Annotated in this window: 21 protein-coding genes and 1 pseudogene; 2 read left to right on the plus strand and 20 right to left on the minus strand. The window is 39.9% G+C overall.

Annotated elements, in window-relative coordinates; all coding sequences use genetic code 11:
* Positions 1 to 8: 8 nt before the first annotated feature.
* The 10 genes from GKZ87_15790 to GKZ87_15835 all read right to left on the minus strand — a co-directional run bounded on the left by GKZ87_15790 (position 9) and on the right by GKZ87_15835 (position 8,476).
* Entirely contained in the window at positions 9 to 1,148 is a 1,140-nt protein-coding gene (locus GKZ87_15790; protein ID QSI26839.1) for a hypothetical protein, read from the minus strand.
* A complete protein-coding gene (locus GKZ87_15795; GenBank protein QSI26840.1) occupies positions 1,145 to 1,558 on the minus strand; it encodes a hypothetical protein in 414 nt (137 codons plus the stop codon). The genes GKZ87_15790 and GKZ87_15795 overlap by 4 nt, the downstream gene beginning before the upstream one ends.
* 12 nt (positions 1,559 to 1,570) lie before the next feature.
* Positions 1,571 to 2,428 (minus strand): PTS system mannose/fructose/sorbose family transporter subunit IID, encoded by an 858-nt coding sequence (locus GKZ87_15800; GenBank protein ID QSI26841.1) that lies wholly within the window; start codon positions 2,426 to 2,428, stop codon positions 1,571 to 1,573.
* A gap of 1 nt (position 2,429) precedes the next feature.
* Positions 2,430 to 3,230, minus strand: coding sequence for a PTS sugar transporter subunit IIC (locus GKZ87_15805; protein ID QSI26842.1), 801 nt, complete (start codon positions 3,228 to 3,230; stop codon positions 2,430 to 2,432).
* 21 nt (positions 3,231 to 3,251) lie between these two features.
* Positions 3,252 to 3,737, minus strand: a complete 486-nt coding sequence (locus GKZ87_15810) for a PTS mannose/fructose/sorbose transporter subunit IIB (protein QSI26843.1) — start codon at positions 3,735 to 3,737, stop codon at positions 3,252 to 3,254.
* A 567-nt stretch (positions 3,738 to 4,304) separates the two neighbouring features.
* A complete protein-coding gene (locus tag GKZ87_15815) occupies positions 4,305 to 5,228 on the minus strand; it encodes an FtsX-like permease family protein (protein ID QSI26844.1) in 924 nt (307 codons plus the stop codon).
* Between the two features lie 114 nt (positions 5,229 to 5,342).
* Positions 5,343 to 6,008, minus strand: coding sequence for a dethiobiotin synthase (gene bioD / locus GKZ87_15820; protein ID QSI26845.1), 666 nt, complete (start codon positions 6,006 to 6,008; stop codon positions 5,343 to 5,345).
* Positions 6,005 to 6,964 (minus strand): biotin synthase BioB, encoded by a 960-nt coding sequence (bioB, locus tag GKZ87_15825; protein QSI26846.1) that lies wholly within the window; start codon positions 6,962 to 6,964, stop codon positions 6,005 to 6,007. The genes bioD and bioB overlap by 4 nt, the downstream gene beginning before the upstream one ends.
* Positions 6,942 to 7,526 (minus strand): biotin transporter BioY, encoded by a 585-nt coding sequence (locus GKZ87_15830; GenBank protein ID QSI26847.1) that lies wholly within the window; start codon positions 7,524 to 7,526, stop codon positions 6,942 to 6,944. Before GKZ87_15830 ends, bioB begins: the two co-directional genes overlap by 23 nt.
* A complete protein-coding gene (locus tag GKZ87_15835; protein ID QSI26848.1) occupies positions 7,523 to 8,476 on the minus strand; it encodes a biotin--[acetyl-CoA-carboxylase] ligase in 954 nt (317 codons plus the stop codon). Before GKZ87_15835 ends, GKZ87_15830 begins: the two co-directional genes overlap by 4 nt.
* A gap of 737 nt (positions 8,477 to 9,213) precedes the next feature.
* On the opposite strand from GKZ87_15835, the gene GKZ87_15840 reads away from it, so the two are divergent.
* Positions 9,214 to 9,897: a hypothetical protein gene (locus GKZ87_15840; protein ID QSI26849.1), complete on the plus strand. Its 684-nt coding sequence runs from the start codon at positions 9,214 to 9,216 to the stop codon at positions 9,895 to 9,897.
* 107 nt (positions 9,898 to 10,004) lie between these two features.
* Here GKZ87_15840 and GKZ87_15845 read toward each other — a convergent pair whose 3' ends face one another.
* From GKZ87_15845 to GKZ87_15860, 4 genes are all read right to left on the minus strand, one after another.
* A complete protein-coding gene (locus tag GKZ87_15845) occupies positions 10,005 to 11,573 on the minus strand; it encodes a peptidoglycan DD-metalloendopeptidase family protein (GenBank protein ID QSI26850.1) in 1,569 nt (522 codons plus the stop codon).
* A 158-nt stretch (positions 11,574 to 11,731) separates the two neighbouring features.
* Entirely contained in the window at positions 11,732 to 12,619 is an 888-nt protein-coding gene (locus tag GKZ87_15850; protein QSI26851.1) for a helix-turn-helix domain-containing protein, read from the minus strand.
* Positions 12,620 to 13,014: 395 nt separating this feature from the next.
* Positions 13,015 to 13,794, minus strand: a complete 780-nt coding sequence (gene fetB / locus GKZ87_15855) for an iron export ABC transporter permease subunit FetB (protein QSI26852.1) — start codon at positions 13,792 to 13,794, stop codon at positions 13,015 to 13,017.
* Complete coding sequence (locus tag GKZ87_15860) at positions 13,787 to 14,422, minus strand: ATP-binding cassette domain-containing protein (protein QSI26853.1); 636 nt, start codon at positions 14,420 to 14,422, stop codon at positions 13,787 to 13,789. The genes fetB and GKZ87_15860 overlap by 8 nt, the downstream gene beginning before the upstream one ends.
* 101 nt (positions 14,423 to 14,523) lie before the next feature.
* Here GKZ87_15860 and GKZ87_15865 point away from each other — a divergent pair, with 101 nt between their 5' ends.
* Positions 14,524 to 15,399 carry an EamA family transporter gene (locus GKZ87_15865; GenBank protein QSI26854.1) on the plus strand — a complete coding sequence of 292 codons (876 nt, stop codon included), beginning with the start codon at positions 14,524 to 14,526 and terminating at the stop codon, positions 15,397 to 15,399.
* A gap of 318 nt (positions 15,400 to 15,717) precedes the next feature.
* Here the strand turns inward: GKZ87_15865 and GKZ87_15870 are convergent, their stop codons facing one another.
* The 6 genes and pseudogenes from GKZ87_15870 to GKZ87_15895 all read right to left on the minus strand — a co-directional run bounded on the left by GKZ87_15870 (position 15,718) and on the right by GKZ87_15895 (position 21,542).
* Positions 15,718 to 15,879, minus strand: a complete 162-nt coding sequence (locus GKZ87_15870; protein QSI26855.1) for a hypothetical protein — start codon at positions 15,877 to 15,879, stop codon at positions 15,718 to 15,720.
* 404 nt (positions 15,880 to 16,283) lie between these two features.
* A complete protein-coding gene (locus GKZ87_15875; GenBank protein QSI26856.1) occupies positions 16,284 to 16,565 on the minus strand; it encodes a type II toxin-antitoxin system mRNA interferase toxin, RelE/StbE family in 282 nt (93 codons plus the stop codon).
* Entirely contained in the window at positions 16,543 to 16,812 is a 270-nt protein-coding gene (locus GKZ87_15880) for a type II toxin-antitoxin system RelB/DinJ family antitoxin (protein QSI26857.1), read from the minus strand. Before GKZ87_15880 ends, GKZ87_15875 begins: the two co-directional genes overlap by 23 nt.
* A 456-nt stretch (positions 16,813 to 17,268) precedes the next feature.
* A pseudogene (locus GKZ87_15885) lies at positions 17,269 to 17,940 on the minus strand (asparagine synthetase B).
* Between the two features lie 43 nt (positions 17,941 to 17,983).
* The gene (locus GKZ87_15890; GenBank protein QSI26858.1) at positions 17,984 to 19,975 is read right to left on the minus strand and encodes a hypothetical protein; all 1,992 of its coding nucleotides are present in this window, start codon (positions 19,973 to 19,975) and stop codon (positions 17,984 to 17,986) included.
* Positions 19,968 to 21,542 (minus strand): hypothetical protein, encoded by a 1,575-nt coding sequence (locus GKZ87_15895; protein ID QSI26859.1) that lies wholly within the window; start codon positions 21,540 to 21,542, stop codon positions 19,968 to 19,970. Before GKZ87_15895 ends, GKZ87_15890 begins: the two co-directional genes overlap by 8 nt.
* Positions 21,543 to 21,840 lie beyond the last annotated feature (298 nt).

Here is a 21,840-nt window from a genome sequence, read left to right on the forward strand (position 1 = left end):
TGACGCTGTCAACTCTTTTTGAGACTGTTATATTCTTCAACGATTTGCATAACGATATTTTGAGGCAGCTGTGTCAGCTCAATAACTGTTTTTTCTGTTCCTGCAGCTGTAAGCATCCTTTGCAGCTGTATTGAATTTTCATCCTTTGCATCCTGATAGTGTAAGGCATAGGCAATAGCTTTTATCAAAGGCAAAGCATCCACATGGTGCTTCAGGCACAGCTTGAGCGGTCCGCACAGTCGATCTGCATTTCCCAGCTTTCGTATAGGATCATATCCGACTCTGAAAACACTATCCGGTAATTCTCCTTTTAATTTCGGTATTCTTGACAGATTTTCAAGCTCCTTCTCTGTTACATGAAATTCCTTCATACATACCTGGTTAATGGTTTGTGCAACCTGTTCTACAAAACGTGATATTTGCGGATCAGATGATGCGGTCGGGATATCCTCATAGCCATAATAAGCACCGGCATATGCAGTAGCTGCATGAGGGCCATTCAGCGTAAATATTTTTATTTCCTTCAGTGTTGGGACATTCTTTGCCGGCTCCATCCATTGTACATTCCCCAGATCTGTATGCAACGGCTGTTCGATAAGCAAAGAGGCCGCAGCCATACTCGTAAGTGTTACAGACCGGTTTGCCTTATCATCTGCAGCATCGGTGGAGCGTCTGATAATCGCATCACGCAGGAAGATATGTTCATGAAACCATGTATAAAACGCCGTATCCGTGAGATTCTTCACATATGCACAAAGCTTCTCTGTGAGATAGGTCATATTCGTAAGCAAGACCATGTCCAGCTTTTTATCCGGCGTATTCTGCATCTGCTGCTTCAAGTCATACAACAGGTATTGAAAGGCGTCCTCTAAATCATCCGGATACAAAGGCAGCATAACGATATCCGCTTCAAGAAAACTGGAAAGCTCCTCATGCTTATCACTGCACAAATATGTATCATAATTTCTTACTTTTCTTCTACAAATAGAATCTACACCATAAATCTCAACAGTATAACCATTCTTCATTTCATCGATAACAGCAGCATCCTTATCCAGAAACGATACCTGCCAGTCAGCCGCAGCAAATACCTCACCAAGAAACCCTTTACCAAGTCTACCGGCACCTACAATCAATACTTTTTTCATATGTCTGTCCTTTCTGCTTCCCGCAATGTAATTCCAGTCTGTCCAGCCTCTATAGCCTTTTTACAGACGGTATGGGCATCATCATCATTTCTATTCAGTAAACTCATATACAGTGTCAGTAACACCGGAAGATTCACACCGGTTATCATATGGTAATCCACTGCTGTATAATCCAGCATCTTAATCAATACCTGATTAAATGGTGTACCATGAAGAAGGTCACAAAGTATATAAAGAGTCTGCTTCTGATTTACTTCAAGATACGATTGAATTCCAGCTTCAAATTCTTCCAGACCACAGTCATTTAAGCAAACTGCATCCAGTAAATCCTGCTGTCCTGTTATCATTTCACAGGCTTTGCATAACTCCTGAGCAAGATTTCCATGGGAAACGATCAATATTTTTTCCATTTTGAACACATCCTATCCATGATGTCCCGTACTATATCCAATAATACCGAAGAAGGATAGAATAAAGGTTCCTGCAAGATAAATCAGAATCATTTTCAGGGTAGAGATTTTTTTCTTTCGCATGATCTGCCAGGTCCCCAGTACCAGCAGGAGCGGCAGTATTTTCGGAAAGATGCCATCCAGTAAATCCTGAATCAGAACCTTATCATTTCCACTCGGAATAGAGAGAATCAGATTCAGATTTACATAGCTCGCAGCCACACCTCCCATGATTGTCGTACCAAACAATATGATTGCATTCTTTATTTTATTAGCTTTTTCCCCAATGAGTGTCTGAATCCCATTGATTCCCAGTTCATAGCCTTTACGAAACAGCACCTTCATAATGACGGTTACAATGGCAGTGTACACAATCATATAGAAAATAGCACCGACAGGACTACCGTTTTCAGAGAACGCTATTGCAATGGATAGCAAAAGCGGAATCAGCATTCCAGGATTCATCGCATCCCCAATGCCTGCAAGAGGGCCCATCAAGCTGATTTTTGTTGTTTCAATCAAATCATCATCCACATTCCCGTAAAGTGCTTTTTGTTCCTCCATTGCTGTTGTCACACCCCAGATAACACTACCGAAAACACTTTCCGTATTGAAGAAGGTCGCATGTCGCTTCATACCATCAATTTGACCCTCTTTGTTATAATATTTTCTGAATAACGGGATAAGAGACCAGGAATACTGCATTCCCAGAAAACGTTCCCATGAACAGGCTGCCGGAAAAGACCATGCAAATCTTCGCCAAATCTGGTTCAATTCTTTTTTTGTTAGCCGCTGCTTTGAAACAGCCTCTGGTTTTCTTTCTAAGCTCATCCTATAATACCTCCTCATCATCACTTAATTCTTCATCTGCTGCAGAGGTTTTTAATTCTCCCGTGCTTGCTTTATAATACAAATATGCCAATACAGCGCCGAAGATAGTAAGTGCCAGAATATTTAAATTCATGAAAACAATACTAATAAAGCCTACCAGAAAGAACAGAATATAGGAATTATCGCGAACACTCTGTGTCAGAAGTGCTCCGATTCCCACTGCCGGAAGCACAGCACCTAAGGACAGCAATGCAGATTGTACAAACTCCGGCATGTGATTCATGAAATCTCCGACATACTGTGCTCCGAAATATACAGCCAGAAAACACGGTACTCCACGGGTTATGATTTTTGCCAGCTGTGGATACAGCCAGATTGCTTTATTGTATTTCTTATAATCTGCATCCTCAATCGCATTGTCCTGCAGCTTATGGAAAAATGCCGCAATCGTCAGATCGAACTGCAGAATAAAGGAACCGAGAACACCAATAGTAGATGCCAGTGCCACTGCTGTTCCGCTATCCATTTTGGCAGCCAGGGCTATCGCCATAGCAGGATAGGAAACAAAAGAAATATCCACGGGAACGGAGCCTCCCGGTGTAACCAGTGCCAGGTAAACAAGCTGAACCGCAACACCCAGCTGTATTCCTGCCGCTACATCTCCCAATATGATTCCACATACGAAGCCCCCGATTAACGGTCTCCCTAAAACATACCATCCAAACTGCGAACCATATAGTGGAAATTCATTTCCGCTGACTATACAGAAAACAGAAACCAGTAAACATTGTACAAATGACATATTTTTTCCTCCTCACTTTTTCTATGCCTTGTCTTTTAATTCTTTCCAGGATAGTGTTTTCTTCACACCACCTGCCGGCAGAATCGAAAATGTATATCCTTTTTCATCCAGATAATTATAAGAATCAATCTCTGTCTGATTTAATGCAAATCCGACAACCAGATCCTTAGCGTCATTTTTTCTACTCGCTGTTCCTACATTGATTGTTTCCATGATTTTCACACCTCTGTCATGAAGCTCCTTTACTGTAAGAATACTTTTGAAAATGACAATATAATGCTTTTTAGACACCTTTGCCTCTTGCAGCTTCCGTTGTGCTTTTTCTATCGAAAAGCAATAAAGCTTTGTGGTATCCGGTACAACCTGCTTATAGATACCGAGCAGCTGCGGATTTCCTGAAATATGATCATCAATGATGATAATGCCATCACATGCATATTGAGGCAGTAGTCTTACAATTGTCTGCCCGTGTATCACACGGTCATCAATACGATATAAGCTGATCATCTGCACTTCCTCCTATCCTTTATCCTGTCCTGCAGATACATAAACCATTGTTCGCATTTTGCGAGCATATCCTGGTATAGCTTTCTTCCGTTGTTTAACATGCTGCTGTGTTCTTTTTTTAGACATCACCTCTACTTTACATGATTATTACTCGACGAAGAACGTTCCATGGCTATAGATTATCATAAAAATTAAAAGAAAAATCAATTGTCTGCATTTCCATCATAAAAATCACAAAATAAACGATGTATATATATGTGTTACACATATTCTACAATCTGTCGGACAGGAAGGGAGCATTGTCAAAAAAGTGTAGGGCTATAAATGATGTTATTGTGTTATCTAACATACGCCTTGTTCGTAAAGAAAATAAAAAAAACAGCCGGTTAGAATGCAATTCCAGACAGCTGCTTCATGTTTTTTGATTCATCTCTATCCCGTACGAAATGTAAGCAGAGACAGCTTGGCACAAAAAAAGCCGTGCAGACTATGCCGGCTCTTAATTCTTGCAGGTAAGCAGCTGCTGATTCATACAGCCTTCTACCTTATCTTCGTGCATAAATATAATTAGCGCTTCCAGTGCAGATATCTGGTTGTGGAAAAAAAGCTTCCTACAAGACCGACCAGCATGCCAATCAGAACCAGCACCTCTGATATTTCAAGAGTTAAAGGAAATACCTTCTGCAGCACAAACATATTGCTCATAAACGTACCGCCAAGAGCATTATGAATATACTGATATCCAAATATCGTAAGCAGGACAGGCACTAGACTTCCCAGCAGACCGATGAAGATTCCCTCCAGCATCATAGGAAACTTAATCGCCCAGTTGCTGGCACCGACAAAGCGCATAATAGCGATTTCCTGTTTTCTCGTATAGATGGACATTTTAATTTTATTCGATATCAGGAATACGGCAATGATTACCAGGAATATGATGAAGAGCATGCCGCCCTCTCGGATTTTTTCAAAGGTGGCAATCATACCGCTGGTGGATTCCCCGCCATATTCCGCAGATACGATTCCCTTCATATCCGCAATTTTTTTAGCTGTTTGCTGAATATCCTTTCCGTTTTTCATTTCAATCAGAAATGTGTCGCGAATTGGATTTGCCTTCCCCTCATACATATCAAACAAAGAGGAATCCTCACTGTATTCTGCTTTATAATTCTCCAGCTCTTCTTTTCCTGTGGAAAGCTTCACACTTTTCACCGTATCCAGCTTCTTAATATCCTGCAATAGCTGCTGCTTCTGCTTATCCTTTACGATCGTATCAATACTGGCACGTATCGTAACCTGCTGTTCGATGTTTTTTGTAAACCCGTTCAGATTGCTGGTAATCAGCATGAATACGGAAATCAGAATCAGGGTAATGGCTACCGCTACGGATGCGGAAAAGGTCAGACCAAAGTGCCGGACTATATTTTTATAGGTCATTTTCAAATGAAATTTTATATATCTGTAAAGTTTTTTCATAGGCTTATCACTCAATTTCTCTTACCTAATAATGATACCCTAGCGATAGTGGAAAGTAAAGCAGTTTCAGAATTTGTAAGATTTGAAATTTCTTCAAATGCTGCAAACAGGCGGTTTACACTACCCTGTTTATGGAAATAAACGCTGTAAATTCAGGTGAACAGGCTCATTGTCCGCAAGACAGCCCAGTACAGGGTAACCGCTGAGCAGTTCGATTGTTTTTTTATTATCCTGATGCAATCGGTCACTGTCATGATAATGATTGAGTAAAAAGCCGGCAATCGGGATATGCAGCTGTTGTGCATAATGGACACTCAGCATACAGGAATTGATCGTGCCCAGTCCTGCGTCCGCAACAATGAGCAATGCAAAGCCACTCATACGCATAACATCACTGAGCATGATACACTCCTCGTCAAGACGAAGCGGACAGACCATACCGCCGCTGCCCTCAACAATTAAAAACTCATGTGTATCCAACATGTGCTGCAGGTCGTTTTTTATAACACTGCGTTCTATGGGACGCTGCTCCAGTACGGCCGCAAGATGAGGGGACACGCTGCTGTGATAGGTGTAGGAAACAAGGCTGCTTTCTTTCTCTACTCCGCTGAGCCTTCGAACGGTATCCAAATCATCTGCCAGCCAACTTCCTTCGACACGATGTGCATCACTTGCGGCAGCCTTGTAATAACCGGCATGAATACCTTCTGACAGCAGCTGCTTCAGCAATCCCGCACTGACATAGGTCTTTCCAGCATCTGTTGCCGTCGCGGTGATAAAAATCCCCTGACTCATAACCTGACTACCTGTCTTCCCAGCTCCTTTAACATTTGTAAATCACTTGCGGTGTTTACTCCTGCTGTCGTCAGCATATCCCCGCTGATTAAGGCATTTGCGCCGCTTTGTAATAATCGCTTTCCCTTATCCCTCATCAGGGAACGGCCTCCTGCAAGCCGCAGAAAGGCACGCGGATGCAGAAACCGGAAAATGGCAACAGCGCGCAGCATTTCTTCTTCTCTCATGACAGGCTGTGCTTGTAATGGGGTGCCGGGGATAGGATTCAGAAAGTTGATAGGAATAGATAAGACCTCCAACGTTCTCAGCTCCAGTGCCAGATCAATGCGATCCTCCCAGCGCTCACCAAGCCCCAGAATTCCTCCGCAGCAAAGATCAAGACCTGCCTGCTTTGCCGCATGCAGCGTTTGCATTTTATCATCATAGGAATGTGTCGTACAAATGGACGGAAAAAAGGAACGGCTGGTTTCCAGATTATTGTGATAGCGCGTGACTCCTGCAGCCTTTAGCTTGAGAAAGTCTTCCCTGTCCAGCAGACCGCAGGACGCGCATAAGGATAACGTGGTCTGCTCGCTAAGCTGGCGGTAAACCTGTACCAGCTTCTCTACCTCCTCCTTGCATAGTCTTCTGCCGCTGGTGACGATGGAATACCGCTGGATTCCCTCACGTTGTCTGCACAATGCGTCCTGTAAAATGGTTTCCTTTGATAACAGCTCATGCTGTAGGGAGGTTCCCGGATAGTGAGCAGACTGTGCACAATACCGGCAGTTTTCCGAACAGGAACCGCTTTTGCCATTGATGATACAGCACAGGTCAACCTGCTCCTTACAGAAATACGCGCGAATTTGATCAGCCGCTGTACACAGCTCTTGCAAATCCGCAGTAAGCAGCTGCATTGCCTCCGCCCGGCTTAAAGAACCGCCCTGTAAAACCTTATTTTTGTATATGCTCAGCATACAGACTCCTTTCCCTTCCCCGCAATACAGCAGTAGGAAAGCGCAGGGCGGCATAGGCCGCAAGAATACTAAAGAGAATATCTCCGGGTAAATCCAGAGGAAAACAGGAGAGCAGCAGCAGATAAAAAGAAATACCTGTGCCTGTATAATAGTTTAAGAGCATATATTTATACACCAGGCCGATACCATATGTCGCAAGTAACCCCGCCAGAGCTGCCAGAAAGCAGGTTCTCCAGTTTCTTTGTCCGTGTTCCATGATCCAGCCACTGCAATACGCTGTGACAATAAAGCCAAGCAGAAAGCCAAAGCTGGGGCGAAGCACATAGGAAATTCCACCACCTGCCGCAAATACCGGTATACCAAGCAAGCCGGTAAGAACATACAAGGCCGCTGACATAGCACCAAGACGCGCCCCCAGCAGCATGCCTGCCATGAGTACAAAGAAAAACTGCAGGGTGAAGTAATCAAAATTGGGAAGCGGAATCTGAAGAAAGGCACCGATGGCAATCAATGCCGCAAACAGGGAACACAGCGTCAGCTCTCGGGTAGTCAAACGCTTCATACATGCGCCTCCTTCACGGAAACCTCACCGGAATTTAAAATAACCCTTGTTCCTTCACAGCTCACAACCAGATTCCCGGCATCATTGATAGTCTCTACATATCCGTTGCAGCGCATTCCATTCCTCATCCATGTGATATGACGATGCAGTACGACTGATTTCTCACGATACTGTGCAAGCACTGCGTCTCTGTCTTCGTTTTGCAGCTCCAGCAGCTCATTGACAATACAGGCAATCAGCTCATTGCGGTTTACGGATAACGGAGGCAGCGATACTGCAATATCGTTTAATTCCTCAGGGAATACCATAGTGGAAACGTTCAATCCGATTCCGACAATAACAGCCTCAATCTGCCCGCTTTCAAAATCACTAATAGCCTCACATAAGATACCGCACAGCTTCTTTTTCTGATACAGGATATCATTGACCCATTTTATATGTGTATCAATTTTATACAGCCTATACAGGGCACGGTGCACAGCGACGGCGGTATAGATTGTGATCATAGAGGCATCGCTGAATTGCTGTGGCAATCGCAACAGCAGGCTCATATAGATTCCTGTACGGGAGGGTGAATAAAATGCTCTACCAAATCTTCCTCTCCCTGCACGTTGTTCCTCTGCGGCTACCAGTGTTAAATGCTCACTCCCGTCAATCGCCATCTTTTTTAACAGCTGATTGGTCGAATCCACCTGCTCAAAGGTATATACCGGCAGTTGCTGCTTTAAATAACAGGATATTGCTTCCGATGAAAGCTTATTTGAGGTAGCGGCCATGAGATAACCCTTTCGCGGATATGAGCATATCTCAAACCCTTCCTCATTCAGCGTATGAATCATTTTGCATACCGCATTACGGCTGACATGCAGCCGGTCTGCCAGCTCTTGTCCGGATATCGGCTTTGCTCTGTTTTGTTCCAGCTCTTTAATCAAATCACTTCGTATAGACATCGTAACAGCTCCTTTTCATAACTGATACTTAGAATATCAAACTTTATTCATTTTGTAAACCATTATTTCATTTTTAGTTTACATTGGTGTGTTTTATGGCTTGTGGATTTTCTAGTATGAAGTGTAAATACAGGCAAACACTCCTTTGCACTGATAATGCTCCTTTTGCATTTTTAAAAATCATTTTTTTATTCATTACTATAAACAATGTTTTCAGTATATTTAGCAAGCTGTATGAGAAAATCAAGCCTGTTTGCTAAACCAAGCTGAAGGATTTTACAGATTACGATCATCAAGCCTGGCAGAGAAATCCTAACTAAAATAAGTAAAAAAACAAGCAAATAAATAGTAGAACAGATGTTTATAAGCATGTTCTTATTTACTCTCTTCATAAGAAATAAATACTAGCATACTATGTAGGCAGCATCGTAAAAATCAAACTCATCTATGAGCATATCACAGTTGCGTATAACTATGCTTTAGCCGTCTACAGCTCCACATATGAACAACGAAAAACCCCTACATGCTTTTCCTTCTCCGCACTTCCTATAAGATCATTTTTCCAACTTCAATAATTATTCGATTCATGACATCCCTCTTATTTCATTATCTATGTAATAAATCTATGAGCTTATAGATAATATTTTTTATTCTTTATCGGGAATAGAATTAAGGAATCGTTTCTTGTATTTTTCTGAGGATAAGAATAAAATAGTGCCATAAAGGAGATCATAGCTATGAAAAAAATTTTCATTTTACTACTTGCATGTCTGTGCTTTTCTTCATGTGCATCAACAAAGAAGAACAGGGAAAACCAAAATAACATTACAGATAATAAGAAGAATGTTACAGACAGTAAAAAGAATGATAATAAGCCTGGACAACAAGTCAATGAAGAAGATAATAGTTTAAAAGCACAGGAGAAAAACAATACTTTTGATTCTGATTTCGCAATAGAAAAAGTCAGAGCTTATTTAAAAATCACGGATTCAACTGGCTTTTCCTTTACTACTATGAGCCAGGATACTGATACAATCAGCATTAAAGTCATTTCTGATGATTTAAAAAGTGAAGGTGGATCCGGAACAGTCGGCATTTATTTAGTATATAAGAGTGGTGAAGTAAAAGAAGATGTCATTCCGTCTTTTTTAAAAGGTACATGGAGGAGTGCAGATGGAACAACCACTTATATAATCAAAGATGACACCTTTCAATTTAAAAATGCAGATTATAAATACACGATAATCGATGTAAAAATGACGGATGAAAATGATGATTGTACGACCTATGAACTTGATTGGGACCTGGATAAATTCAAATCAGAATATAAGACAGGCAGCATGAATCCGCAGCCTATCTTCCTACGGTATTGTGAGAAGGATGATACAATAGATGCCGGTGGAAAGCTATATAGGCAATAAAAAAACAAATATCATGATATATTTTTAATTTAACTGAATCCATACGAAAAGGCTGTGACGCAGACTTTATGTCTAGTTGTCACAGCCTCTTTTTTTAAAATCGTAAGCTACTGCAGCCAGTATTGCTCCGGCCGTTCCCGGCATGGCGCTGTCCCGCATGCATTTGGTGCATCCGCATTCCAGCCTGTGCCGAAGGTCAAATCGCCTGTACGGTTAAACTGATTCAGTGCAGCAGACATTGTCATTGATCCGACACGGATGATTTCCACATGACAATGCGGCCCGGAGCTGTTCCCGGAGCTTCCGGAATATCCGATAACCTGTCCCTGATTCACACGCTGCCCCACACTTACAGCCACAGAGCTTAAATGATAGAACGGCATCGCATATACAACACCATTCACTCTGGTCAGCAGGGCAACATTATTACCACCGCCAGCCGGAATACCGCACCAGTTATTCAAAGCACCGTATCCACAGCCCTGATATGTATGAATGATGATACCGTTTGCCGGTGCCACCACCGGAATGCCTGTTGTTGATCCGGTAGAGAAATCCATTCCCATGTGACCGCCGCCACCCGGATATGCCCAGGTACCAGCTTCATAATGCCAGCCACTCTGCAGCGGAGCTATAAACCCGGAGCTTTGTGCAGTTCCCCCGCCAGATGAACCTCCACCTGTGTTACCGCCTGAATTTCCAGTATTACCCTGAGAATTATTATCGGAATTTCCGCCACTGTTATCCGTATTGCCATTTTCATTCCCATTGTTTCCGGTATTTCCATTATCCGTATTGCCGCTATTTCCGGTATCGTTTCCATTATTTTGAGAATTGTCCGGCTTCTGCGGCTCTTCAGCAGGTTCGTCAAAATCTGCGGCAAGCGATAAATCCACCTTTGGCAGACTTGCCTGCGCCATCTGCGCCTCACGTTTCTGTGCTGCCAGACTTGCTTCCTTCTCATGATAATCACTTAACAAATCCTTTTTTACCTCATTAAAGGCTTCCACCTTCGCCTTACTGGATTTTATATTCTTCTGCTGTACAACGAGCAGCTCCTTTTGTTCCTCAACGATTTTGCGGTCCTGATCAAGCTTTTTCTTTTCCTTATTCAGCGTTTTGATCTGATCATTTTCATACTTGTTTAATTCGCCAACAATTTCTGTTCTTCTCAGCAGATCGGTAAAGCTTGTTGATCCCATAAGGAAATCAATATAATAATTACTTCCCGTATATGCCTGCATTTCCAAAAGCCGTGCACGCATCTGCTTGTCACGTTCCTTAATGCTTTCTTCCTTATCCTTAATCTGCTTTTTTAAATCACTGATAGAGCTCTGCGTCTGATCAATGCTCGCCTGAATACTGCTGATTTCCTTCTCATAGCTCTCAATTTTCTTATTGTTTTCCGCAATCAGCTTGCTTACCTGCTCTGCATCTCCCTTAACACTGGCAATCTGACTCTTAATATCACGGATTTCCTTATCCAGATTATCCGACTTGCTTTGCAGATAACTCTTATATCTGCTGCATTCCTCCTGGGTTTTCGTATCCTTAATGACTGCACATTTAGCATTCATTTCACTTTCTCTGCCTTCAAAGCTTTCTGCTTTCAGAAGGCCCGCATTACTGATCAGCAATGCCCCGCTGACAAACAGAACCGCATATTTTTTTTTCATTTGCACATACCTCCTGTCATATGATTGGATATGTATTTTATTATACTTCCTGCATGTATATGATAACGTAAGCACTATGAAAAGTAAAGAAAAAACACTGTCAATCCATTCTTCATAAAATCCATGGCAGACAGTGTCTGTTCTTTATCTGTACACGATTAAAATGTTTCTGATACTCTGACCCACAGCTGTATTTTACAAGCCTCCTGTTTTGGATGAATATAGCGCTGAACCAAAAAGGCATCGCTTTCATAACCGTGACTTGGCAGCCACACCTCAAAAAGATAGGCACTGGCCTTATACAGCGCTTCCTGCACCAGAATCTCAAAGCTTTCCGCTTCATATTCACACATCACATAGGTACCCGGCGGCATCTGAAAGGAGGCATAGCCCTGCACCGGGTTTTCTGTCTGTACCGCAGCCATATATGTAAAAATACCCGGGCTTTGTGAAGGCGTAAGTATGTCATCCCCCTCATCCATGGCGGCTGCCTGTAAAAGTGCATCCTGTTCAAGCCTGTTCCAGAGCTCCACAAGTGTATTTTCCTTCGGCTGTGCGATTTTTGTTTGATCTTCTTCTTTCAAATAACCGCTGAACCAGATGGCATCCTTACATACTACGCGATGAATTTCAAGTACCATATCATCACAGATCAGCGGAACACCCTCATCAATCAGGGTATATTTCATTCCCAGTTGTGGTCGTATCACATGATCCAGATGAATATCCTTTGTTTTATAGTCTGTCGGTGAAATACCATACACCTGTCGAAAAGCTCTTGTTAATGCACTGTGACTGGAAAATCCGCACCGCATAGCGATATCCACGATTTTCATTTCCTCTTTTTTTAACAGTCCTGCCGCCTTTTTCAGACGCACGCTGCGAAGATAGTCATTAACGGTATACCCCACCAGTCTGTAAAATAAGCGCTGATAATAAAATCTGGAAAGATGTGCGATTTCAGAAAGCTGCTCGATTGTCAGCTCCTCATCATAATGCTCCTCCATATAATCCAATGTCTTTTGTATTGCATCCCATGCCTGCATGCAGCATCACCTCCACTATGAGTATACCCTAACGCTTATCATTTTGGCTTTGCACACAATGCCCTGTGAAAGCATAAAAGCAGTGACTCACGCGCTGTTTCATATATATTACCTACTGCAGCATGCGCAAATCCGGAAGAATCCTGCCATACAGCATAGCAGGATATGGAAAAGCAGTACTGCATCGGATGAGGAAACCCATGATAATTAGAAAGAAAATTATCTACCAGTCGAATACAGCGAATTAAAAAGCAAATTTTCTATCACCCCAGTACATAAGAAAGTTAATCTTATATTTATGATGTTTCACTCTGGTATTTCTGTGACAATCCTTCTCTTTCTTTATTATACTGTGCTTGTAAATGCTATCCAGCAAACAAAAATCGAAGATCTTTTTACTTCAGGGATGCATGACGTGTGAAAAATGTTTTATAGCCAAGGGTCACAAAGACAACAACCGTTATTGCCGTACAGCCCAGAATGGCAAGCATGATGCCGATCTGGTATTTAATCGCTGTCAGAGGAAAGGTTCCCGATAGCATCTGTCCGGTCATCATTCCCGGCAGCGAAACGATTCCCATTGTCATCATATTATTCATCGTTGGTAAAATGGCACTGTCAAAGGCGTCGTTCACTTCTTCATGAGCCGCCAGCTTTGGTGATGCGCCTAGCATCAGTGAGTTTTCAATTTTTTCTCTGTGATCCTGCATATTGGCGCACAGACGGTTTGCGCCAAGTGCGATGCCTGTCATAGAATTTCCAATAATCATACCGGAAATTGGAATGAAATACTGTGGATTGAACCAGGGGCGTACCTGCAGAACCAGCAGCATGAAAATAACCGCAGTACTGAGATAGCCGACGGTCATAGAAATGGCCATGAGGCGTTTTAAATCACTGTTCATCTGATAGCGTACTCTTTTTTGTGCATTGTAAATGGCAAAGCCCAGCATGATTCCCAGCATAAGCAGAGTCAGCCACCAGCTTGGATTTTTAAACACATACAGCAAAATGTATCCCATAATGGTTAGCTGAATAGTCATACGGGTTGTCGCAATTAAAATCATGCGCTCTCTGCGGATTCCTCTTGCGCGGAAGATAATCAGCAATACAAGCACAAAAATATAGGCGATGGAAAGATTGATAAGCGACAGATCCATAACTGAATTATTCATATACATACCCCTTTGTATCGCCGTTTTCGATACGCAACAGACTCTTTGGATATTTTGCGGATACCTCCTGCGAGTGTGTTACCATGATCAACTGACGGTTACGCTCCATCACAAACTGTACCAGATTTTCAATCACAAAGCCTTCGGTTTCCTTATCCAGCGCCGAGCTAGGCTCATCCACCAGGTAGACCTCAGCCTCCATCAGCATGACTCTAGCCAGACATAAGCGCTGCTTTTCCCCTCCGGATAACCGCGCACAGCTTTCATTCAATTCCTTGTTTAAATCAACCTTTTTCAGATACTCCTTCAGCTTCTGCCGCGTTGCCGGAAGGCGTCCGCTGAGCTTTAAGCCTATTTGCAGATTTTCTTCTATATCCCCCGGATAAATCACAGGCGTCTGCCCCAGCATGACAACCCTTCTGCGCAGCTCCACCGGATTCATTTTCTGAATATCCTCACCGTGAAACAAAATGGTTCCCCCATCGGCCTCATTCAAACGGTTTAATAATCTTAGCATTGTTGTTTTCCCGCTGCCGCTGGGACCGGTTATACAGGTAACACAGCGATCCAGACATACATGCTGTATATGAAGAATATGTTTAAATGTAACATTTTTAAGCTCAAACATGATATTCATCCCTTTCTTTACCTTTTCAGAATATCACAATTCTAAAAATACTTCCACACATACACCATATGATATATAATTGTTAGCATGAGGGTGATCGTATGTATACCAAGGGTATTCTATATACTGTTTTATCTGCTGTTTTGTTCGGCATAACGCCACTGATTACAACTGCCGTCTATGGATACGGGGCTAATTCCATGACCGTTGTGTTTTACCGTTCCTTGTTTGTAATTCCCATGCTGGCAGTTATCATGAAAGCAAGAGGGATATCCTTTACCATTTCTGTAAGGGATTTGCGAAATACCGGTATCATAGCCGTATTCGGAAGCGGTTTGACAACCATCCTGCTGTTTTCTTCCTATGCCTATATTGATGTCGGCTGTGCAACTACCCTGCATTTTCTGTATCCGGTCTTTGTGTCGCTTCTCTGCTTTGCGGTATATCATGAACGGCTTGGAAGACGCAAGCTGCTGGCTTTGGGGATGGCATTTGTTGGAGCTCTCTGCTTTTTTGATCTGACCAATGCAGGAAGCATCACCGGTTTGATCATGGCCGCAAGCTCTGCACTCACCTATGCATTTTATATGGTGCAGCTGGAGAAAACACGGCTATCCCATCAAAATGCCTATAAGATATCCTTTTATCTCGCCATTTTCATTCTCCTTGAAACCCTCGTCTATCACCTGCTGTTCTCCTCAATTCAGTTTATATTGCCATGGAATGCCTATCTGCTGATTCTGCTGCTCAGTCTGGTATCCAGCTTTCTGGCCGTTGTACTTTTACAGAAGGGGATTCAGAAGCTGGGCTCCAGTACCGCTTCCTTATTCTGTCTCTTTGAGCCAATCACATCCGTAATTTGCGGTGTTTTCTTTCTTCAGGAGGCTTTAACTCCGGCAAAAACAGCAGGATGTCTTATCATACTTACGGCACTGATTATCATGAGCAGAGAACAGAAGAAGAAAGAAGCTTCTTAATATTTCTTAAAATTTACAGGATTTTGCATGATGCTATAGGAAACGGTAAAAACTATGATATAATGAAAACAAAAAAGCATATATATGAAGGAGTCCCATGGAACCATTGAATCTTGCCAGTATAGCAGAAATCGGCGGTAAATATACGTCGCATAGAAGTGAAATCATTTCCTACATACTCATTGCCCTGTGCGGAGCTGCTTTTCTGTATCTGATTATTCATCAGATCCGCTCACACAAATAATCAACACCTAATCCCGGCAGTTTCAATATGAAACTGTTTTTTTATGCATTTTCCTTTGCGTTGCTGTGCTTTTCTCAGATATACTGCTTTGTACTTCCCTGTATCATGGCAGGTACCATCATGTTACCTAGACAAGGGTTCTTCAAATGAGAATACGTAATTTCATATGTCATCAGGCTCTTTACTACGAAAACAGACTGATTCGATATATCACTACGTTCCTTTTCCTTCTTCATACATTGAAATATCTATATTATGAGAGTAGCAGTCACATCCCTTATGTATATCAGATTCTAATCAAAACAGAGAAGCAAACAAAGCAAAAATATATGAAAGAATGTAAAATCAGCTTATTACATATAAGATATGTTTGTATCTTTACGTTATCTTATATTATAGAAATACCCAAATATATAAAAGATTTAGTCAAGAACGCAATATCTTTTCATATAATTCTGGATTTAGAAATAACAAATTCAAACTCATGAAGCGTATTCATATAGAATAAGCAAATTAGTCCCCTATAAGAAATGTTATATACCTTTTTAATGAAGTAGTAAAAACAGCACAATTTCCCGTGCTGTTTAGATAGCGCCTTTGCCCATTAGCGACTAAGCCCCCTCTTTTTTATCTTTTAAAGTTAAAACAAATCAGAGTGTGTGCCAGTTTTTACTAAGATAAGTGTTAACTCTTCATTATCCTTAATATACATTAGCAACCAATCCGGCTCTATATGACACTCACGAATTCCTCTACTTTTATACTTGCCAGCTAAATCATGGTCACGATATTCAACTGGTAACTCAATATCATTTGCTAACATATTGATTACTGCTTTTATTTTCTCTAAGTCATAGCTTCGTTTCTTTATTTTCTTTAAATCTTTTTTAAAGTTATTCTCATACCTTATCGCTCTCATCATTCAAATCCTCAAGTAATTCATCAACACTATGAAATTTCCTGCTTAAATTTGTTCCATTTAAAGCATTCTCTATAGCTTGCGTCACTTTTTCATTATACATTGATACTTCGAAAGGAATACGTTGTTCCCGGCATAATTTCTTTAGAAATATTGTAACAGCAGTAGTCATATTTAAACCCAATTCGTTACATACTTCTTCTGTTTCTTTTTTTAAATCATCGTCAATCCTTACACTTATCATTGCCATGCATATACCACCTTTCTTATAGCTATATTATATCAGCTATTTAATACATTGTCTATCATAACATATACAATGTAATACAATATCATAATGTATATATTTTAACCATTGCATAAGAATTTCATATAAAGTATTGCCTATACCTTGTAGCTTGCACAGGCGATTTCAAGAAAAATCACTTTAAAATCTAAACAGCTATTTGAATTTGAAAAGAGGTAATAATTGATGAAAATCATACTGGCTTATTTATGATTAACAACTACAATGAATTTATAATAACAATAAAAAACAAAATAAATCCTTTTTGTTTCTTCCCTTTTCTGGGACATACAGTCTGCTTCATATGCAGATTATATATCTGCAGTAAGTTTCTGTTCTTTTCATGAGAGAAAGCAGCCAGCAGCCCTGATACATACCGGGTACTCGCTGCTTTTTCGCTCTGACAAAGCTATGCTTTCACTATATTTGAATCTGTACCTGAAGCTTTTTCATCCAGTAATTTACCTGCAGCAGATATGCGATCGTCTGCGGGGTATTCATCAGCTGTCCATACCATGGAATCGAGCGGTCTTCCCTTAAAAGCTCCTGCAGCTTCTCTTTTTTCACAATTTGAAGTAGCGGTTCATCGCCCTGTGCCAGCAGCTCCTCCATCTGTTTACTGACCAGCTCACGGTATTTTGGATGCCATGTTTTCGGATATGGACTTTTCTTACGCCATAACACCTCATCCGGTAACAATCCCTTCACCGCTTCCCGCAGCAGTCCCTTTTCATAGCCCTGATAATCCTTAAATTCCCATGGAATGCTGTACAGATACTGTGCAATACGCATATCGCAGAAGGGTACTCGCACCTCCAGTGAATTGTACATAGACATGCGATCCTTGCGGTCAAGCAGCGTTTGCATAAACCACTTCATATTGAGATTCACCATTTCCCGGAGACGGCGTTCTTCCTTGGAGCGTCCACATAGGATATCACTTTGCTTCAGTGTTTCCTGATACCGCTGATCAACATAGGTAACTCCGTTGATGTGTTCCGCCAGCTCATCCTTCAGAAAGCTCATGCGGTATTTTGTGGACTGTGCCCATGGGAATCCATAGGCAGAGCGAATCTTCGGATCCCGGTACCACGTCGAGGGTAAAAGTGACCCCCACCATATATTTTTTAGTGAATCATTCAGATTCACCAATCAATATAGGATTTTTGATCTTATATACTATCTCAATAGAAGTTTCTGTTACATTGATTTTTGAGATAATCTCATCTAAGAACCTTGTTTTGAAATTCCTACTCTTAAAAATATTTTTGAGTAGTTCTGCTTCATCCAAAACAGCCTTTGATTTACGTTTATAGCTTGAGATAATGTCTCGCTCAATATCTAATTGCTTATTAAGCAGGATGGCATTTTTTTGATACTCCTTAATCTTATCATAGAATAAGGAATCAGAAATCATACCGTTAGCTCGATCAGAATAAATCATATCAATTTTGTGCATTTGGATATCTAGCTCCTTTTCCAAGCGATTGCGTTCTACTATATGAGATGCAACAGGTTCTAAATATATTTGCTCAACTTTTTTTTCAAAGTCACTACTCTGCACATATTTTGAAAGATTTTTTAATCGTAAAGTAACTTCATTTTCTATATCTAAATAAGATATATGTTTTTGGCTGATACTGCAAGGAATGATATGCTTTACTTTTTCAGAGGGGCAATATACATTTTGCTTTTTCCTTTTCTCAGTAATTTTAGTTATTTGCATTTTTCGTCCACAGCATCCGCAATATATATATTGATATAGAATGGGTTTATCTAATAAAGCAGTTGGTTTTTGCTTTGTTGCCATCAGTTCCTGTACATGTTCAAACTGATCTTTACTTATCAAAGCAATATGACAGTTTGGAGTTACGATTTTCACACCATTTACTTTACGAACATTGCAACCATAATATCCTTCATTTTTTAGTACACATCTGATTTTATCAGGTGTCCATACATCCTTAAAAGTTGTAGAACCTTGTGTTTTTAAATAGCATTTCGGTGTAATATAGTTACGTTCATTACAGATATCTGCAATACTTCTATACCCATATCCTTGTTCATATAAATCAAAAATTTCATGTACAATGTAGGCAACCTTTTCGTCAATAACTAATGAATAATAATCATTACTGTCATGTGTGTAGCCAAATAGGGTAAAACGATGATGTGCTTTGTGAACATCCTTTGCAATCTTTTTTTTATCAAGTCTCATTGTATTCGCCATATCAAAGGTTTCTTCATCAATGATAGGTTCATGACGGTTATCTTTGCATAATAGATATTTTTTATCCAGCCTAACAGATTTCTTGCTTTTGAGACTTACTTTTATATACTTGTTACTTAGAACACTTCCTAAATAAACTTTATTTTGTATTGTATTCAAAATGAAAGATTTATCCCATTTATAACAAGTGTCTGTATCTGTCTCATACAAATTTCCAGTTTTGCGATATCTCGCTGGAGTTGAAATATGTTCTGAAGTCAAAATATCAGCAATAGCCTTAGCAGAATGATTGTTTATATATAATTCAAATATCTTTTTGATAATTTTGCTAGATGAATCATCAATTATCAAATGGTGATGATCGGTAGGGTCTTTCATGTATCCATAAGGAGCAAATGAAGATAAATATTCTCCTTTTTGTCGCTTGCTGTAAATCACTGCTTTTATGCTGTCTGACGTTTGATATGGATAGAAGTCATTGAACCCTATTTTAAGAATTAAATCACTGTTAACGCACTCTATCGCAGTATCAACGTTATCATTTATTGCAAGATAACGTATTCTATGCTCAGGAAACCATTTTTCAACATAAAATCCAACCTTGTTAGAATCTCTGCCAAATCTTTCAAGAGATTTAGTAATGATTGTATTTATTCTTCCTTTTTCAATATCTTGCATCAACCTATTGAAATCAGGACGATCAAATGTCATTCCACTTATACCATCATCTATATATTCATCAACATATGTTAAATTATGCTTTTCCATATATAAATGAAGTTGTTTTCTTTGATTCTTGATACTTTCGCTCTCTACATCATCTCCATCCGCTACTGAAAGTCTATAATACAAAGCAATTTTATTTGACTTATAGTAGGTAGTATTCAGTTTACGCATAATGATTTAACTTCCTTATGCGATAATGGATTCTTATATTTCGCTCTTTATCAATATATACCTTTTCAATAAGGCGATTTATAATTTCTTTCGATGGAGTATCAGATGACAGAAAGGATTTTATAATCCGTTTTATTTCATCATTATCAAGATCAGATGTTTTATGTGATTCAAGCCTAGATTGCAATTCTTTTATTTTTTCTGTTTCTATTTCAATTTCATTGTTAATTCGATTAGCAAACCTCATATAGATACTTGCTTCAATTACCTCATTAAGTCTATCTTCATAAAGTAAATTTAGCTTACGTTTTAACCCATCTATATTATCTCTTGATCGTTGGATCATTTTATTGATATCCTGTACATCATTGCATACAGCAACAATATCATCAATATTATCATAGTCGAATTGTAAAAACAGTTTTTTAATGTTGTTTAAAACAGCTTTTTCGAGTGAATCATAATCTAATTTGTGTGAACTGCATAACCCTTTAGAGCTGAACTTTTTATAAGTGTTACATTGGCAAAAGAATTTTTTCTTATTCTTATCAAAAGAAAGGGAAACTTTTGCACCACAATCGTAGCAAAACAAGAGAGGTTTAAGGAGACATTTATCATAATCAATTTTATTATCTGCGCATTCTTTCGTTTTCCTGTTGGAAATGGCATTAGCCAATGCGAAAGTTTCTTCGTCAACGATAGCATCAGTCCAATTACTTTCTATTGCCTGATCTTCTTCTGCAACAGGTATACGTTTTCTTGATTTATAACTTACAGATTTTGTAGTACCTGATACATAGCAACCTTTATAAATTTTATGATTTATTATCCTTTTGATTGTATTGCCTTTCCATATTTCAGGGTGTTTACTTAATTTTTGAGGATTAGGCAAATACTGACAAGGTGTTTTTACACCCCTTGCGGTTAATAACTTCGCAATTTCAGAATAAGGTTTACCGTTGATGTAAAGCATAAATATTTCTTTGACAATGATACTTTGCTCCTCATTTGGAATAAGGTGGGTGGCATCTTTTGGATCACGCATATAACCGTAAGGTGGATGATTATGCCAATATTCTCGATTTTCTCTTTTAGTCTTGAATACACTGTTAGTTGAAATACTGGTTTGTAAAGGAACCATATCATTACTACCAAGTTTCAAAGGCAGTAATGCATTATTCACTCTTTCAGCACCACTATCATAATCATCCAAAAGACTAATATAGCGTACTCTTTGTTCAGGAAAGAATGTTTCAATGAAATAACCAGTCTCAACATGATCACGCCCAAGTCTAGAGAAATCTTTTGTTACTACACCTTTAATAGTTCCGTTTAGAATATCTTGCTTTAATCGTTCAATGTCAGGTCGATTGAAATTACCACCTGAAAAGCCATCATCCTTATATTCTTTGAATTTTTTAATGCCACTACGTTTTACTACTTTGGTTATTAGATCACGTTGGTTCTTAATACTATCACTCTCGTTAACGTTGTTATCTCTCGATAAGCGATAATATAATCCCCATGTACCCGACATCAATTCAGCGTTTTTTATGACCTCAATCATAGCGCTCCTTTCCTAATTAACGCTGTCCTTTGTCACCTATATTATACCATAAATAGGCGGTTTTTTCTATCTTTGACAGCTAATTAGTGAGTGCTTTTTTCAGGTTTAAGAGAATCTTTTTTCTCTATTTCTTCTCTTACCATGTCGGGTAAAATCTTCTCTAATATCTCTTGTAAAGTATTTCCTTTCTCGTTGAAAACTTCTGTAACAATCATTTTATCTCCTCCTCTTTATTATGTGTATGCAGTTCACATAAGCAAATATGCAATTTGTACGTAGCACGTACCACTGGATTACC

The organism is Erysipelotrichaceae bacterium 66202529, assembly GCA_017161075.1.
Taxonomy (GTDB): Bacteria; Bacillota_I; Bacilli_A; order Erysipelotrichales; family Erysipelotrichaceae; genus Clostridium_AQ.